Raw genomic sequence first — 15,869 nt, 5'->3', positions numbered from 1 at the left:
AAAGAAGTTGGCGGAAGTCCCGCGGAAGTCCCCGCGGTGCTCGCCCTACTCTCAAGTCAGGTCTTCCTGAGAGGATTTGGCTGTGGACGAGCTCACACCTCACCCGCTGGCCGTCGCCCGGATGGCCCTGGGCCTCAACCGCGTGGAACTCGCGGACGAGATTCGGGCGGCCGCCCGGAGGCGCAACCTGCGTTCCGGCACTGACAAGCAGCGAGTACGGAAGTGGGAAGTCGACGGCGTCACACCCGATGCCGACTCGCAGATGTACATCGCCGAGGTACTGGAGATCCCTCGTGGGGCGGTGGATCCACGCTCCTGGCCGCACTGGCTGCCGGGCGTCGGCGGCATGGTGATCCCCCTCGGTCAAGCCAGCCCGGCGCCAGCCCTCCGAGAGGCATTGCGAACAACCATGGAACGCTCCTCCCGCCGTACCTTCCTGACCGCGATCTCCGGTAGCGCCTTGATCACGCTGGCCAGCACCTGGGCGTCCACCGAAGCCGGGGCCCTCACAGGCGAGCCCATTGGGCGCGAAGGCAAACCCGTCGGGGACGACCTGGTCAGCCTGCTCGAAGAGACCAGCGCACGCCTGACCGTCCAGGAAACGGAGCAGCGCCAGCACACCGCGCCCCTCATCGACGCGCTCCTGACCACAACGACAGACCTGATCGAAGGAGGCCGGTACAACCGACGGGTCAAACTGCGACTCCACGCGCTCGCCGCAAACCTGTCGCAGACAGTGGGATGGCACCGGTTCGACCATGGCCTGCACGCCGAAGCCAGCCAGTACTGGATCGCCGGACTGCATAGCGCCCACGCCGGAAGCGACCGAGACATGGGCGCGGCTCTGCTCGGCGACCTCGCCTACCAGGCCTCCTGGCGCGACGACCCTGGCACGGCCGCCGGCATTCTCGAACGAGCTCTGTCCGGGACCCGGCATCCGGCTGCCCAGTCCCTGCTCCAACTCCGGCTCGCGCGGGCCCTGGCCGCACAAGGCGAGCGACGGGCCACACTGCGGGCCCTCACCGCAGCCGAACGCCTTCTCGACATGTCGTCGGGCGACCCCGTGCCCCCATGGTGCGCTTGGATGTCCCCCGCCGACCTGGCCGTCGATTCCGGTCAGGCCCTGCTCGACCTCGGGGACACCCGCCGCGCGCATGCACTCATCCGGGAGGGCCAAAAACTGCTGCCCACCCGCCGCGCCAAGACTCACGGTGTCTTCCTGACCTATCAGGCCAAGAGCCACCTCAACCTGGGAGAGCCTGAGCGCGCGGCAGCCGCCGCTTTGGAGGCACTCCAAGTCGCCCAGCGAATCGGCGCCCCTCGGTGCGTCGAGTTGGTGCAGGGACTCATTCCTCGTTTCGAGGACCACTCCAGCGTCGAAGGAGTGCCTGAGCTGCTGGCCCTCGCTGCTGCCTGACACACCAGTGGTTTTCGCGGGGATTGCCAGCCAGACGCGCGCTGCAGATCCTGGAAGAGCGGCAAGACGACATGGTGATAGGCGTGCCGAGCGCTTCACGTACCCGACCTCCTGCGGCGACGTGTGAAGGGCCGCCGCTCGCGCGCGCCGATCACGAAACGACGCCCGCCAGCTAGCACCATTGGGCTCTCGCCGGGCGGGATGATGCGGTGGTGCGGGGCACTCACTCACGCTCTTGTCGAACTTGAGGAGAGGACAGGCGATTCGGAGAGCAAAGAGCGCGGCACGTTCGCCGCTGAACTCACGCATTGGCGCACCGTTCACCTTTTCTGAAGATCGGGCCAGCGCACGCCGCCTGCCCGTGCCGCGCAGCGGGACCGGATGGCGGGGCGCTGGGACGTCGTGGGTTGCCGTGATGACGTCCGTCGGCGGGATGGCGTCGACGGGTGCTCCAGCACACCGCGAGGACAGGCGGGAGGGCAGGGCTGATCAGTGCGAACGTTGCGAACGTCAGGGCGCGAGTGCGAAAAGATGCGAATTCGCTCCCGAGCAGGGCGGGCTGACATACCGTCCGCAGGTGACGACTCTCCGCGACACAACGCCGGACCACGCGGCGTCCGGCGGACGCCCCCAGAACCAGGAACTCGCTGACGCACTTCACCGTGCTGGCTGGTCACCACGCGAGCTCGTGCGCGTCCTCAACCGGCGATTGGACGTGATCGGCGAGCCCACCTTGCACCTTACCGCCGCCTTCGGCTGGCTCCGCGGCGGAGCGCCCCGGTCCGAGATCGTCCGCCGCCTGACCGCCTCGGTTCTCACCGAAGCGACCGGCATCCCCTACACGGCCACGGACCTGTGGTGCGGCAAGCGCGGCCCTGCGGCCTCCGAGACAACCGCAACGGAGAAGCTGCTCGGCCGACGCTCCCTGACGGAGATCCTGGCCACGGCTGCTGCGTGGACCGCCACCGGGCCTCGTGACCAGGCCGCCCTCCAACCGGCCACCGATGAGCGACTGTTCAGCGCCGTCTGGGATGCGACCCGCCAAGTGCCGCTCTACACCCTCCCGGCCACGGGCCCCGAGCAGGTTATTCCGCCTTTCATGGACGTCATCGAAGCCCACTTACGGCGTCTGCGCCGCCTCGACGACACGGCGGGAGGCGGCGCGATCTCCCAGCGCTACGTACGGATCGAACTTGCCGGCGTACTGGACCTGCTGCGCCACAGTCGCTACACCACCGACATCGGCACCCGCCTCCTCAACACGGCCAGCGGCATGGCCCAGTTGGCAGGCTGGATGGCCTTCGATGCCGACCTCACCGCCGCCGCCCAGCGCTATCAGCTCATCGCAATCCGCCTCGCCCGCCACGCAGGCGACAGTGACGCCGTCACCAACGTGCTGGGGATGCTCTCCTACCAATACGCCGCCTGCGCCAGGCCCTCAGCTGCCCTGCGCCTCGCCGAAGCCGCCGTCGAACACAGCGCCCGCAGCCTGCCGATCGTCCGTGCCCGGGCATGGGGCCGACTGGCCACCGCACACGCAGCCGCCGGCGACATCGACGCCTTCCGCACCGCAACCGACCGATGCCGCGACCTCCTGCAGCACCGCCGAGACGACGACCCTCCAGCCCTGTACTACTTCACCCCCGAACAGGTCGCCGCCGAAACGGGCCACGCCCTCGTCGAACTCGCCGCCGTCAAGCCCCACCACACCAAACGCCTGCTCGCCGAAGCCACCGAGTTGCTCTCACCACTCACCGAAACCGGACCAGCCACCGGCTTTCGACGCTCCGCCCTTCTCCACGGAGTCCACCTCGCCCGAGCGCATCTCCTTAGCCGAGACACCGAAGCCACGTCCCGCACCCTGCTCCGCCTGGCCGACCGCGTGCCGGACATCCAGTCGATCCGATGCCGCAACCTGCTTGACCGACTCCGCCGACAGGCGGGCAGGCATCTTCACTCCCAGGACGGCACTGATGCACTCAACGCCGTCGAAAGGGCACTATCGGCTCCATGACCCATCTGAGCCCTGCGCCCCCTGAATCAGCCGCTCTGCCCTCGCTGACCATCGTTCCCTACAGCAATCCCCAGGCACGCCGCCTTACACAGGCCCTCCACCTCGAACAGCTCGCCACCTACGGATTCGCTGACGACCCGGATGACACGCCGGAAGAGCAATTTCACCCTCCGCGGGGTCTGTTTGTCATAGCTCACCGTAAGGGCGTCTCGGTGGGCTGCGGCGGGGTCCGACTCCTCGATGCCAACACGGCAGAGATCAAAAGGATGTACGTGGCCGCTGCAGCACGCGGGCAGGGGCTGGGCCGACACATCCTCGAACACCTGGAGCACCACGCCGCCTCCTGCGGCGCATCACGCATCCTTCTGGAAACCGGCGCCCGCAACCATGCTGCGCTCGCGCTATACCAACGGTGCGGATACGTGCCCGTGCCTTCTTACGCCCCAGGCAGAAATCCTGACGTGAACCGAGCCATGCACAAGGACCTCCCCCAGGAGCACGCCTGCCCGCCGACGAGGGACGCTGGCGCAACTCGCTGAGCTGCGTTGACCCAATGCCGTTGCTGAGGTGATGCTGCCGCCGGTTCCTGCAGCGGCCATGGTGGCTGCCTTGATGCGGGCCCAGACCACATGCCCAGTGCCACCGGTCAGGGCGACCGCGACGTCGGCCAGGAGTACGGCGTTCCGGGACCCTGTCGAAGGGGGTACCTGCTCGTCGTGTGGGAATGGCCTTCCCAGACAATGACGTTGGTGCCACACGAAGCCGGCGCCCCCGCAGCGGTAAGTCGGGGGACGATGCGCTCGACGTCCGCCACGGAGGCGGCCGTCACATACACGTGCGGATTACCGCGTTGCTGACCTGGACCGGTAGCAGGCTTTGGGTAAGCCCCAAAGTCTTACGACCTCCTGGACGTCCCCGAGCGGTCGTGTCCCTCCGCTACGCTACGCACCCGTCGTTTGCACAGGAAGAGTCTCATGGCCAAGTTCACCTATCCGCTCCCGCTGCGTTGGGCCGACGCCGACAGCTACGGGCACGTCAACAACTCCTGCTACCTGACCTACCTCGAGGAAGCACGTACGAGGATGATTCAGGAGCTGCTGCCGGCGGACGAGGCTGAGCGAAGGCGGCATGCCTTCGTGGTTCAGCAGTCCCTCATCGACTACAAGGCGCCACTGGACTACCGCGACCAGCCCGTACATGTGGATGTCTGGGTCGTCACCTGCCGTGGCGCGCGGCTCGAGCTGGGGTATGCCATCCGGGACGCTGAGAACATATACGCCGAGGCGACAACCAAGATCGCCGCCTACAACTTGGAGACGGGTGCACCGCGCCGCATCTCAGAGGCCGAGGCCGAATTCTTCGCGCGCTACAAAGCGGAGTGAACAGTCGGCCTGCTTCCAGGGATCAGCAGTCCGGGCCGGGCCCGGAACCGACGCCTCCGTCACCCGCGTTGGCGCCTCCACTCCGAAGTGGGCCAGCCGCCTGCCAGGGGCGAGCGGGCCGCTCTACCTTGTTCTCAGCGTTGCCCGCATGGCTCACCGAGTGCCCACCTGCTGGTGGACTGCGACCGCCGCTACGGCCTGCCCCGGCCTACGCGCCTCCGGCAGGAACAGGCCACCAGCGTGGACGTCGAAGGGTAGCTCGTACAGGAGGATCGGAATCGGTGGCCGAGGTCGGCGACAATCCGCGATGGGATCCCCGCATCCCGTCCCTCATTCTGTGATGGCGCGGGATGCCACTCACGACCCAGGTGTTGGCGCTCCACGGAGATCACATCCGACTCTCTCCGGGGGCACACAGTTGGTGGAGTGCTGTGCCTCAGGTACGAGCTTTCCGGGAACCGTACGGTCAGGGTGGCGGCCGGTGGTGCGGGCGCGCGTTCGCCCAATCAGGTTACTGGTGGCGGAACGGTCACTTCGGCCACCGCATGCCGATCTCTGCGAGGTCCTTGATGCGTTCCGCGGTGAGTCTGCCGTTCTTGAAGTCGCTTCGCTGACGGGTGATCCAGCCGCCGAGGCGCAGCTCTCTCGGGGGTTCGGTGACGTACTTCGAGGGGACCTCCAGATTTCCGTGGGCGCGATAGTATTCTCTGGCCGCGTCGTAGTTTTCCCGCCATGCGAGCTCCTTGACGTCCCAGATCATTCCTAGCGCGTCAAGTTCTGAGATCCGTTCTTCTGTCAGTTTTCCGCGGATTCTGCGGTCCCGCACTTTTGAGATCCAGGCTCCCAATCTGCATTCTGCGCCATCGGGGCCGGTCATTGTATGCCTGGCTGGAACGTTCAGGTGGCCGAATTCCGCGTGGAAGAGGCGTGCGAAGGTGACGCCTTGCCGCCAGGCCCGTTCGAAGGGCCGCATCAATTTCACGCCCAGGCCTTCGAGTGCCGCAGCGCGTTCGGCGCTGAGCGTGCCAGCTTCGATTTCGGCGTGCTGCCGGTAGAGCCATGCGCCGAGGTCGACCTCACCGTCGGGTAGTTGCTCGATGTGCCGCGTCGGCAGATCGAGGGTGCCGTGACGGGCGTAGTAGGCCCGTGCCGCTTCGAAATTGCGGCGCCACGTGTCCTCTTGGAGCTTCCAGACCATTCCCAGTTCGTCGAGTTCGGCGATCCTCTCCGGGGTCATCTGCTTGCGCTGGTCACGCCTGCCTGTCAGCCACAGTCCCAGGGCGAAGCCCTCCGAACCGTCCGCGGCGTCTTCGACGTGAGTGCGTGGGACGCGCAGGTGACCATGGCGTTGATGGTATGCGCGGGCTGCCTCGATGCCTTGCTTCCACTCCTCCGCGAACACGGACCACACCATGCCCAGCTCGTCCAGTGCCTCACGCTGTTCAGCGGGCAGCTTGTCCTGCCGGCCTCGCAGGCCGTTGATCCATGCGCCGAGGCGAATTGGGTCGTGGCCGGAGGTGACGTAACTGCGAGGGACGCGCAAGTCACCGTGCTCGCCGCGGTATTTAGCCGCGGCTTCAAGGCGCCGTGTGAAGTTCTCGTCGAGGGCGTCCCAGACCATGCCGATTGCTTCGAGCTGCGCATGCCGGGCCGGCGAGAGTCTGCCGGTGCTGCGGAGCTGGCGGACCCACTGGACCCACTGTCCCAGGGCAAGCCCGGATTCGGTGACGAAGTCCCTGCGGACCAGCAGGTCGCCGTGCTCGGCGGCATAGGCGACGGCGGCCCCAACGTGTTCTTCCCACGAGGCGGTGGTAGAGCGGACCGCCTTCACCGTGATCGCCTGAGCGAACCGGTGAGGCACCGGGATGCCGTGGACCTGGAGCCACTCCGGCAGATCCGCGAGGATCTCCCGGGAGGGCTGGTACCCCCTGCCCAGCTCACGGCGCCGGGCCTCCAGCTCCGCACCGAGAGCTTCGTCATGGGCGGCCAGCGCACTCACCACCTGCCAGACAGGACCGTAGGCGGAGTCCTGCAGGGCACTGACGGGGTCCTGGCCGGGTTCCATCAGGACCGGGACGAAGATGTACGCGGTCTTGTCGGCACTGCCGCCCAGCCGCAGCGCCCGGCCGACGGCCTGAACGGTGTCGATCGTGGACTTGCGTGCGTCGATGAAGGCCACGCCGTCAACGGCCGGCGCGTCATACCCCTCCGAGAGGACCCGCGCGTTGGAGATGACCACCCGGTCCAGGCTCTTGTCCGCCAGCTTTGCGAGCTCCACGCGCCGCTGTGCCCGGGTCTGGGAACCGCGGACGTAGCCCGTCGTCAACGTGTCTGCCGGCCCGAGCAACGCGTCTGCTGCGGGCAGAGTCTGGGCGAACCACCGAGCGTCGGCCACCAGACGGTGATAGGTGAGCATGCGCTGGACCTTGAACTCGCGTGCTGCCCGCAGAACCGCGACCTGACGTGCCAGCATGGGCGCGGATATCGCGGACCGCCCGAGCTGCAGGAAGGTGCTGCCGTCGCGTTCGGTGGCGAGGCGGTGCATCTCCTCGTCTGTGACGACGGAGACGATGACCCGGTAGTCGGCCAGGAGTTTGCGCTCCCGGGCCGTCGCGAAACTCAGCCGGTGCCCGACGCGGCCAAAGACCCGTTCGTCGTCCATGCTGACAACCTCGGACTCCTGGCCCTCGCGCACGCTCACCAGGCGCGGCGTCGCCGTCATGTAGAGGCGCTTGACTGCGGGAATCAGCTCGTCGTCGTGCATGGCCGACCACTGTCGGTCTTTGAGCCCAACCGAACGATGAGCCTCGTCGACCACGATCAGCTTCCACGGCAGCACACCCCGGTACTGGTGTGCTGCGACCAGCTTGGGCAGACTCTGATAGGTGATGGCCACGGTGCTGCGTCCCCTCCTCGTGCGCAGCAGTTCGGCCAGGTGGCCGGGGTCGGAGGTGACCTCAATCTGAAGGGCGCTCAGGTCGTCGGCTGTGTCGCGTTCCGTGACCTCTCTGTCGCCGCACACCGCGATGATGTGGCCAAGCGCCTTACGTCCGAGCGCCTCCAGCCAGGCGGCGAGCGTCTGGGCGATCAGGTCGAGTGTGGGCACCACAATCAGCACCTGCTCGGACGGCGCTACCACCTTGGCTACTTCGGCTCCGACCCGGGTCTTCCCGGTGCCGCACGCCATGACGTTGGTGACGCGCCTCGCCGAAAAGAGTTCTTTCCTGAGGTCTTCCAACGCCTCTCGTTGGTGATCCCACAGGGGTGATGCTGTCACGGCCACGTTCGCTTTCTCTCGTTTCGATGCTGTGATGCAGGCGCCGGGCCGGCGCTGTCTGTCGTGTGGTGGCAGGCCGGAGCTGTGGCCTGGTCAAGCAGTGGTGGCCGGTGCGCCCTCCGCCGAGGAGCCGTATGCGCCGTCGGTCTGCTTCCGGATGCCGCTGAGGCGGAGTACAGGCATCCGTGCTTTCACGCCCGAACAGGACGCCGTGTTCCTCCCGCGGGAGTATGCGTTCTGAGCACACCGGCAGGTGCGCCCCGGTACCGGCGAGCGTGTGAGGGATCGGCTGGCCTCATACCGTCCGCGCCGGGTGGCGCAGGCCGGGCTCAGGTGTGGGTACGGATGAGGGTGGCGTCGACTGCTTCGAGGTCGAGCTCCCAGCTGATGCCGTAGTGGTCGCTGGCGGACCCCAGGTCCACTCGCTTGTACGACCGCAGCGCCGGACGCAGAGCAGGAGTGACGTGCGCTTGGTCGACCCGCAGCAATCCGGCCTTGCCGGTCGCCTGCCGGTCCTTGAAGTGGCCGCCCACGTCGGTGAACTCGCCGTCCCGGAACTTCTTGCCCACGATGCGGTTGCCGCGCCAGGGCTCGTCCGCACTGTCGCGGGGCAGGCACCGGGAGGTGCGGTGGTACGGCTGGACGGCCTCCCAGTCGATCTCCGGGTCCTCCAGCGAGCAGTGGTTGATGTCGCCGGCCACGATGCCTATCCCGCCGTACCGGTAGGCCCGGGCGATCAGTAACTGGGCCTCTTGCGCGGCGACTTCGGCGGAGTACGGGGTCAGGTGTGTACTGATCGCGACCAGCGGAGCCGGGAGCTGCCGCTCCAGGCCCAGGGGATTGAAACGGGGCGCGCAGTAGCCGTGGTGCATGTCGGTGACGGAGAACTTGGTCTCCGTGTCCAGGTGTTCCAGGACCGTCGGGTCCCAGGCAACCGCGGTGTTCAGGTTCCGGGACGGCGCGACGACCAGGCTCATGCCGAGCGCCTGCTCCGCGGCCTCGGCCTTTTCGGGGTCGGCGAGCCAGTCGACCTCCTGAAGGAGGAGCAGGTGCGGTCCGACACCGTGGATGACCTTGATCAGGCTTTCCCAGCGACCGTCCTGGTCTGCTCTGTACTGGGCGTTCTGGCTCATGACAGTCAGCATGGTTCTCCTCGTTGTGGTCAGGGTTGTACGGGAATGTGCGTCAAGGGGTGACGGCAGCGGTAGGGCCGTGAGCGGGCCCAACGTGAGGCGGCCAGGCCCTGGTGGCATCGGGGCTGACCGGCGGCGGGCGACGGCTTGTCATCGCGGAGTTCACTGCTTGGCCGATCCGGTCACAGGGAGTCGGACACCGAGCTCGGTGAGCTGCCGGACGTATTCGGCAGGCAGCCTGCTGGTGCGCGCCTTCTGTCTTTGTCTGGAGAGCCATCCGCCAAGAGGGATGCTTTCGGGCGGCGGCGTGACGTAGCCACCTGCGGGATTGGCGTGCCCGTGGGCGGCTTTGAAGGCTTCAAGCGCCCTGACGTACAGCTGGTAGCGGTGCTTGTCGGCGTTCCAGATGAAGCCGATCGCTTCCAGGTCCCGAAGAGCCTGAGGGCTGAGTGCCCCCTTTATCTTGCGTCTGCGGCAAGAAGCCACCTGTCTGCCCAGGTTGCGGGGGTGAGGGCCGGGAGTTTGGTAGGTCTGCGGGACATCGAGGTGGCCGTGGGCACGCTGGTAGACGTCCAGGTCGGCGAGGAACTGGGACCAGGTTGCGTCCCGCCGGTTCTCCCACGCCATGCCGAGTTCGTTCAGCGCCTTCACGTGGTCGGCATCGAGGAGGCCTTCGGCGTACCGGGCACGCAGCCAGCATGCCGCGCGGTACAGGTCGAAGGGATGGTCGCCGGGTGTGACGTAGCCCTTCGGAATGTTCAGATGCCCGTGGGCCTCCTTGAAGGCGCGCAGTTCATCGAGGACCCGCCGCCGCTGGTGATCCAAGGCGTCCCAGACGACGCCAAGCTCTTCGAGTGCGGCCCGCCGCCCAGGGGGCTGCGATCCTTCCTTGTAGAGCCTCCGTTCGTAATTCATCCGGTGCCCGAGGGGAAAGCCGCCCGCTGTGACGTACATATGGGGCACGAGAAGGTCGCCGTGCTCGGCCTTGTAGGCGGCGCAGGCGCCGAGGAACTCCTCCCACGTCTCGGTGCTGGAGCGCACAGCCCGAACGGTGATGGCGTCCGCGAATCCGGGCGGTACGGGCACGCCCGTGATGTGCAGCCACTCAGGAAGCTGGTTCCGGGTGGGCAGGGGGCGGCCGTTGAGGGAGCCGAGCTTGCGGCGCAGGCCGGCCAGGCGCGCGGCGAACTCATCGTCGTGCGCGGACAAGGCGCGCAGGACCTGCCACACGGAGGCGTAGGCGGAGGAGTCGAGGGCTGTCTCCGGGGATTCCCCCGGCCCGAGGTGGACCGGGACGAGGATGTAGGCGGTCTTGGGCCCCTGGTGATTGCCTCGGCGAAGCGCCCTGCCGACGGCCTGAACAGTATCGATCGCTGAGTGGCGGGGGTCGATGAAGGCCACCGAGTCAACTGCGGGGGCATCGATGCCCTCGCCCAGGACACGGGCGTTGCTGACCAGGGTGAACACGTCGTCGTCGGCGTGCAGCAGGCTGAGAACGCGGCGGCGCTGGGCCAGCCTCTGTCCGCCGTGTACATGGTCGGCCCGTATCCGCGCCGGACGGTCGCCATCGGCAAGGAGGCCGGCGGTGAGGGGCAGAGTGGTTGCGAACCAGCGAGCGTCGGCCACTCGGTTGTGGAACGTCAGCATCTTGCGAATACCGTGTTCACGTGCGGCCCGCAGCACCGCGATCTGGGTGGCGAGCATAGACGGCGACAGTGCGGAGTCACCGACTTGGAGGAACTCCGGGCGGGAGCGGATGGTGGATGCGGCGGCGCGGATCTGCTGATCGGTGACGACGGAGACCAGGGTCTGGTAATCGGCGAGCAGCCCAAGTTCGCGGCCGCGCGAGAAGGACAGCTTGAACGGTGCGTTTCCGTAGACCGTCGTATCGTCCATGCTGACCGTGTGATCGCCGCCCGCCGCAACGATCTTCCGGGTCGCGGTCAGATACAGGCGGCGGCGCGCGGCGATGCGGGCGTTGTCGTGGAACGCCGTCCACTGCCGGTCCGCCAGCCCCGTCGTGCGGTGCGCCTCGTCAGCGATCGCCAGGTCGAAGGGCGGGAGCCCATGGTCCCGGTGCGCGGCAGTGACCACTCCGAGGCTCTGGTAGGTGCAGGCCACGGTGGCCCGGCCCGCGGAGTCTAAGAGGCGGGCGAGTTCGGCCGGGTCGGAGGTGACGAGTACGCGCTCGGCATCCAGTTCAGGCCGGTGGTCGGCGACAACGGCAGGGTCGGAGCAGACTGCGGTGATTCGGCCCAGCACCTCGTCACCGAACACCCGGCGCCACTCGCGCAGGGTCTGGGCGAGCAGTTCCAGGAGAGGGGCGACGAACAGCACCCGCCCGGTGGCGGGGTCGACGACCAGGCGGGCCACTTCGCCCGCGGTCCGGGTCTTCCCGGTTCCGCAGGCCATCGGCAAGGTGACGCGCTCGCTGGTGGTCAGTTCGCCCACCGTTGCGGCCACCGCTTCTCTTTGGTGGGGCCATAGTTCAGGGACTGGGGATATCAGCAACAGGGTTCCTTGCAGGTGCTGCCGGTCCAGGACCGGATGCCGCGGCGGCGGCGTACGGCAGTAGGGGCGCCGGCTATCGGCCGGTGATCGTCGCGTGGTCCTGACGTATCCGGGCGGTGACCGGGTGCTGCGGCCCCAGGGCCCGCACGCTCACGTCCACGACGTCGTCAGCGGCGGCCGACGCCTCGAGCTGTTTCCCGGCGGCGTGAAGGATCAAGGCAAGATCGCACCGGGCCTGCAGCGCGTACGGATGACCGGCGCCCTGATGACGCTCCCGCATCACGATCAAGCCGTCGGCGGCCTGCTCCGCCTCGTCCCACCGGCCCAGCGCGCGCAGGGTGGCCATCAGCAGATGCTGCGCAGACCAGGTGACCGGGTGAGACCGGCCCAGGGCACGCGCGATCACCTCGCGGGTCTCGCGAATCCACGGTTCAGACTCCGCCGGCGCGGTGTGCGCGAGGACCCGCCCCAGGGAGAGAAGGGCCAAGAGCGTTGCTTCGTGCCGCTGCCCGAGCGCCGACTCGCCTCGCCGGACGGCATCTCTCGCCAGAGCCTCGGCCTCGATGAACCGCTCCTGCTCGCAGACGGCCGCCGCAAGGTGGCCGAGCGCGTCGAGCGTTCTCCCTCAGGCTCGTGTATGCAAGCGAGCAGAATCCGCCGCAGTTCCTGCTCCGCGTCGTGGAAGCGGCCCAGCCCGTGCAGCGCGAGGGCCCGGCCACGCAGCGCCTTCGCGAACAGGTGACTCTCCCGAGGGAAGCTGCCGAGCAGTTCGTGATATATGGCTTCGGCTTCGTAGAACTGCCCGTCTCGGTAGGCCAGTTCGGCCTGGGCCAGTGCTTCGTCGGGCGCCGTCGCTGTTGACATCAGGAGGTGTTCTCTTTCGCGAGCTGTGTACCAGGTGGTTGATGCGGGGTCACCGGTCCCGCCTCCGGCCGGGCCGAGGGCAGACCCGGTTACCGGCAGGAGGGTCCGCGCGGCGTGGGCGATCTGCGCACACGCCTGCTGATGGGTTTCGGCCGGAACGAGGAGATAGGACAGCGTCATCCGGACGACGGCCTCGACGGCCCGCAGCCGGTCGGGACGGCCGGGTTGGCTGCCGGGCCAGGCGGCGTCCGTCAGGCGGCGACAGAGGTCCGTCAGGGCATCGACCAGTCTTCGACCACCACTCGTGCCTACTGTCCCGTGGCCATGGCCGGTGAGGACATCGTGGAGCAAGGGGTGGGAATGACTGACTGCGAGAAACCAGCTCATCGCCGCGGCGAGGCAGTCGCCGTGCTCCGCGCCCCTCCCGCGGGCCTGACGCCACCGCTGACCCGTTCCGTCCAAAAGCCGGTTGGTCTCACGCCCCAGCAGGGCCCGGGTGATGCCGTCCCGGTCACCGAACTCGTTGTAGAGGGTCTGCCGTGACACGCCTGCGGCGGCCGCTATCTGCCACATCGCGGTCCGCCGCCACGTCCCCTCCGCGTGCATGCCGAGCGCGACGTTCAGCACGGATTCCCGGACGCTCAACCGGGCCCCCGCCGGTCGCTGACGGAGCGGCGCGGTGCCGCCGCTCATGCGTCGACCGCACCGTCGACGGAGGCGAACCGAAGGAAGGCGAGCGCCTTGTCGTCCGAGACCTTGTAGCGCGGCCAACGCCGACCGTCGGGATCGTCCGCCTCCGCGTCCTGAATCGCGCGGACGACTGTGGCAGGGCTGCCGGTGAGGCAGGCTTGGGCAAGGTCCTCCCACGTGGGGTACAGCCCGTATTCCTCGACACCGGCGCTCACTCCGTCCGTCATCACGAGGATGTCGGCGATGTCGGCGGTCGGCCAGGAGCGCACCACCGCATGGCGGGCGGCTTCCGGGACGGCTTCGGCGACCCAGTACCCGCCCGGTGCACCGTTGTTGAGGTGACGGATCTGATGGGTGCGGAGTTTCTGGAGCAGGGCTCGGTGTTCCGGCGCCCCGAAACCGCGGCCGGCCAGCAGCCACCTCCGGTATTCCTCGTACTCGGGGCGCCCGGAGACCAGTTGGGCAAGGCGCTCGTCGCGCACGGGGTCGAACTTCCCGTGAACGGTGCGCGCGATGACGGGAGTGTCGGCCAGAACGAGCGCGTCGATCGTCTCGCCGCCGTGCCGCACCATCGAGACGGTGGCAGCCGGGGAAGATCCGGCGACCAGTCCGTGCTCGCTGACGATCGCGGCGATGGCCTGCTCAAGCACGAGACGCAGGTCTGCGTCCGGGCCTGCGGCCAAGACCGAGGCCACCCGGTTGCCGAGGACCTCGGCGTACCATCCGCCGCGGGGTTCCTCGTCCGAAACGGTCGAGACGCCGTCCAGGACGATGACCGCTCCCGGGGCCTGCACGATGTGGTCCTCGCTGGGGCGGCCGCCACCGGAGAGTTCCCCGGTGGTCAAGGAGAAACCGACATGAAGCATTCGGCGCTCGTCTTTCTGTGAAAAGAGACAGAGGAAGGAGACGGGTGATAGGGGAAGCCGGGCGGTCAGCCCATAGTGATCTCGTGGTGGATGTTGCGGATCTTGAGAAGTCCGGAGGGGAGATGCCACAGGCCCCCCGCGTGCACGGCTCTGGCCAGCCGCGACAGCAACACCTCCGGCCCTTCGTTCGTGTCGCGGCGCAGGATCAGATGGACAGCCAGCGGCTCCGTGTGCCGCCCCCCGCTCACTCGCCACCACCGGGATGGCACGTTGTCTTCACCGCGTTCCTCGCTCCTGCGACATCCGGGCACACGAAGTGACCCTTGGGCCTGCGGTAGTACAGGAGTCCCTCCCCTTTGAGTACGTCAACTGCGCCTCTGGCCAGCCACGTTCGGCATCTGAACTCCTCGGCGAGCTCGGCCACGGTCGGTATCCGCCCACCCGGCTGGTACGTGCCGTTGGCAATCCGTGTCCTGACCGCCCGCGTGATGCGGGCGACCGTGTTGCGGGTCGAGTCCCGGCCGGGCCATGTCTCGCACTCGCCCTCGCTCCTTCGCGCGAGGATCTCCGGTCCTGTCGGCGGGTTCAGCGGATCGACGACCACCGTCCCGCGCCCCCGTCCAGGAACACTGACCAGGAGCCCGCGTTCTCTCAGGGCCCGGCAGGCTTGATCGACTACCGAGCGGCTGACGCCGAGTTCTTCTACAAGACGAGGGCGCGGAGGAAGCACCGAGCCCGCCGGATATGTGCCGTCCTCGATGCGGCCGTGAATCAGGGCAGCGATCCGTGTCGGCAGCAACTCCTTGCCCTGCTCGGGCACGGGCGTGAGATCCGTTCCGCTCATGACAGACCACCGGGGCGTCGGGCCAGCAGGATCGTGAACACAGCGTCCTCCACCAGCAGTCCTTCACCTGCATGAGGGTCCAGCAGCGCCTGGGCGTCGGCTTCGAAGGCGGCGTGACGCTCTCCGAAGAGGTCGGCGCCCGCGAAGGACGTCGTCCGCAGGTAGCCGAGCACGTCCTCCGGCGTCCAGGTGCGGGTCACACGGAACTGGTGGTGGGTGACGTCGCTCCACGCTGATCCGGCGAGATCCTCCTCGAACGAGCGGCGGGGCTCGGCGTAGTCGCCGCGGGCGCCTGCCCGGCGGCCGGGTCCCAGGTAGCGCTGGATCAGTTCGCGCAACGCCCGGGTCCAGTCCGACTGGTGCGTCCACAGGCTTCCGTCGCCCATGATGGCGATCGTGGCGTCGGGGGCGGCGACCCGGTCCGCCATCGCCAGGACGTCCGGACCGCTCATCCAGTGGTACGACCGGCAGCAGGTGACCAAGTCCGGAGCCTGCACCGCTTCTCCGGGCAGCGGGGCCAGCGGAGCGTAGTCGTCAGCCGACGAGTGGATGAGGGTGAGCGTGCAGCGGCCGAGCGCTGGTGTGAGGACGGCGCGGGCCTGGTCGAGCATCGGTCGGCTGACGTCGACGGCCTCGATGTGCGCGAGGCCGGGAACGGCGGCCAGGAGGGCGAGGGGGACCTGCCCAGTGCCGGTGCCCAGGTCCAGCAGCGTTGGAGCGCGCCGCTCGCGGAGGGTGTCGGCCAGCAGGCCGACTGCCTCGTCCGGCAGCCCGGGCCGGTAGTGGGCGTAGCCGGCGGCGGCCGCCGCGAAAAGGGCCTCTTCCTCCGGGGACGGGCCGGGAAAGGGCTGATCGGGATAGGTCGTCACGA

The 15,869-nt window shown here is 68.1% G+C and carries 12 protein-coding genes and 1 pseudogene; 4 read left to right on the top strand and 9 right to left on the bottom strand.

Annotation, left to right across the window (positions count from 1 at the left end; translation table 11 throughout):
* The first annotated feature begins 82 nt into the window (after positions 1-82).
* The 4 genes from OG440_RS39185 (at position 83) to OG440_RS39170 (ending at position 4,813) form a co-directional block, all read left to right on the top strand.
* Positions 83-1,417, top strand: a complete 1,335-nt coding sequence (locus OG440_RS39185; RefSeq protein ID WP_331753079.1) for an XRE family transcriptional regulator — start codon at positions 83-85, stop codon at positions 1,415-1,417.
* A gap of 577 nt (positions 1,418-1,994) precedes the next feature.
* Positions 1,995-3,431, top strand: coding sequence for a hypothetical protein (locus OG440_RS39180; protein WP_331753077.1), 1,437 nt, complete (start codon positions 1,995-1,997; stop codon positions 3,429-3,431).
* A complete protein-coding gene (locus tag OG440_RS39175) occupies positions 3,428-3,970 on the top strand; it encodes a GNAT family N-acetyltransferase (protein WP_331753075.1) in 543 nt (180 codons plus the stop codon). Before OG440_RS39180 ends, OG440_RS39175 begins: the two co-directional genes overlap by 4 nt.
* Positions 3,971-4,405: 435 nt before the next feature.
* A complete protein-coding gene (locus OG440_RS39170) occupies positions 4,406-4,813 on the top strand; it encodes a thioesterase family protein (RefSeq protein ID WP_331753073.1) in 408 nt (135 codons plus the stop codon).
* A 529-nt stretch (positions 4,814-5,342) separates the two neighbouring features.
* On the opposite strand, the gene OG440_RS39165 is transcribed toward OG440_RS39170, so the two are convergent.
* The 9 genes and pseudogenes from OG440_RS39165 to OG440_RS39125 all read right to left on the bottom strand — a co-directional run bounded on the left by OG440_RS39165 (position 5,343) and on the right by OG440_RS39125 (position 15,867).
* Positions 5,343-8,096 carry a Helicase associated domain protein gene (locus tag OG440_RS39165; protein ID WP_406011619.1) on the bottom strand — a complete coding sequence of 918 codons (2,754 nt, stop codon included), beginning with the start codon at positions 8,094-8,096 and terminating at the stop codon, positions 5,343-5,345.
* Positions 8,097-8,419: 323 nt separating this feature from the next.
* The gene (locus OG440_RS39160; RefSeq protein ID WP_331753070.1) at positions 8,420-9,235 is read right to left on the bottom strand and encodes a hypothetical protein; all 816 of its coding nucleotides are present in this window, start codon (positions 9,233-9,235) and stop codon (positions 8,420-8,422) included.
* Positions 9,236-9,385: 150 nt separating this feature from the next.
* Positions 9,386-11,734: a Helicase associated domain protein gene (locus OG440_RS39155; RefSeq protein ID WP_331753068.1), complete on the bottom strand. Its 2,349-nt coding sequence runs from the start codon at positions 11,732-11,734 to the stop codon at positions 9,386-9,388.
* 73 nt (positions 11,735-11,807) lie between these two features.
* Positions 11,808-12,080 (bottom strand): tetratricopeptide repeat protein, encoded by a 273-nt coding sequence (locus tag OG440_RS39150; protein ID WP_406011618.1) that lies wholly within the window; start codon positions 12,078-12,080, stop codon positions 11,808-11,810.
* Between the two features lie 641 nt (positions 12,081-12,721).
* Positions 12,722-13,291 (bottom strand): annotated as a pseudogene (locus OG440_RS39145) (TetR/AcrR family transcriptional regulator); the annotation flags it as partial.
* Positions 13,288-14,133, bottom strand: coding sequence for a hypothetical protein (locus OG440_RS39140; RefSeq protein ID WP_331753065.1), 846 nt, complete (start codon positions 14,131-14,133; stop codon positions 13,288-13,290). The gene OG440_RS39140 and the pseudogene OG440_RS39145, both read right to left, overlap by 4 nt.
* An 86-nt stretch (positions 14,134-14,219) precedes the next feature.
* A complete protein-coding gene (locus tag OG440_RS39135) occupies positions 14,220-14,402 on the bottom strand; it encodes a hypothetical protein (RefSeq protein ID WP_331753063.1) in 183 nt (60 codons plus the stop codon).
* The gene (locus OG440_RS39130) at positions 14,399-14,998 is read right to left on the bottom strand and encodes a GntR family transcriptional regulator (RefSeq protein WP_331753061.1); all 600 of its coding nucleotides are present in this window, start codon (positions 14,996-14,998) and stop codon (positions 14,399-14,401) included. Before OG440_RS39130 ends, OG440_RS39135 begins: the two co-directional genes overlap by 4 nt.
* The gene (locus OG440_RS39125) at positions 14,995-15,867 is read right to left on the bottom strand and encodes a class I SAM-dependent methyltransferase (RefSeq protein ID WP_331753059.1); all 873 of its coding nucleotides are present in this window, start codon (positions 15,865-15,867) and stop codon (positions 14,995-14,997) included. The genes OG440_RS39130 and OG440_RS39125 overlap by 4 nt, the downstream gene beginning before the upstream one ends.
* Between the last annotated feature and the right edge of the window lie 2 nt (positions 15,868-15,869).

Source organism: Streptomyces sp. NBC_00637, from assembly GCF_045161545.1.
GTDB lineage: Bacteria > Actinomycetota > Actinomycetes > Streptomycetales > Streptomycetaceae > Streptomyces.
The sequence above is the reverse complement of the archived record's forward strand: the minus strand, read 5'-3'. Positions and strand labels throughout refer to the sequence as shown.

What these genes read in the sequence shown, in the direction of transcription:
- OG440_RS39175 (WP_331753075.1), top strand. Translation starts at nt 3,428, where the DNA reads ATGACCCATCTGAGCCCTGCGCCCCCTGAATCAGCCGCTCTGCCCTCG.
- OG440_RS39170 (WP_331753073.1), top strand. Translation starts at nt 4,406, where the DNA reads ATGGCCAAGTTCACCTATCCGCTCCCGCTGCGTTGGGCCGACGCCGAC.
- OG440_RS39160 (WP_331753070.1), bottom strand. Translation starts at nt 9,235, where the DNA reads ATGCTGACTGTCATGAGCCAGAACGCCCAGTACAGAGCAGACCAGGAC.
- OG440_RS39150 (WP_406011618.1), bottom strand. Translation starts at nt 12,080, where the DNA reads ATGGCCACCCTGCGCGCGCTGGGCCGGTGGGACGAGGCGGAGCAGGCC.
- OG440_RS39130 (WP_331753061.1), bottom strand. Translation starts at nt 14,998, where the DNA reads ATGAGCGGAACGGATCTCACGCCCGTGCCCGAGCAGGGCAAGGAGTTG.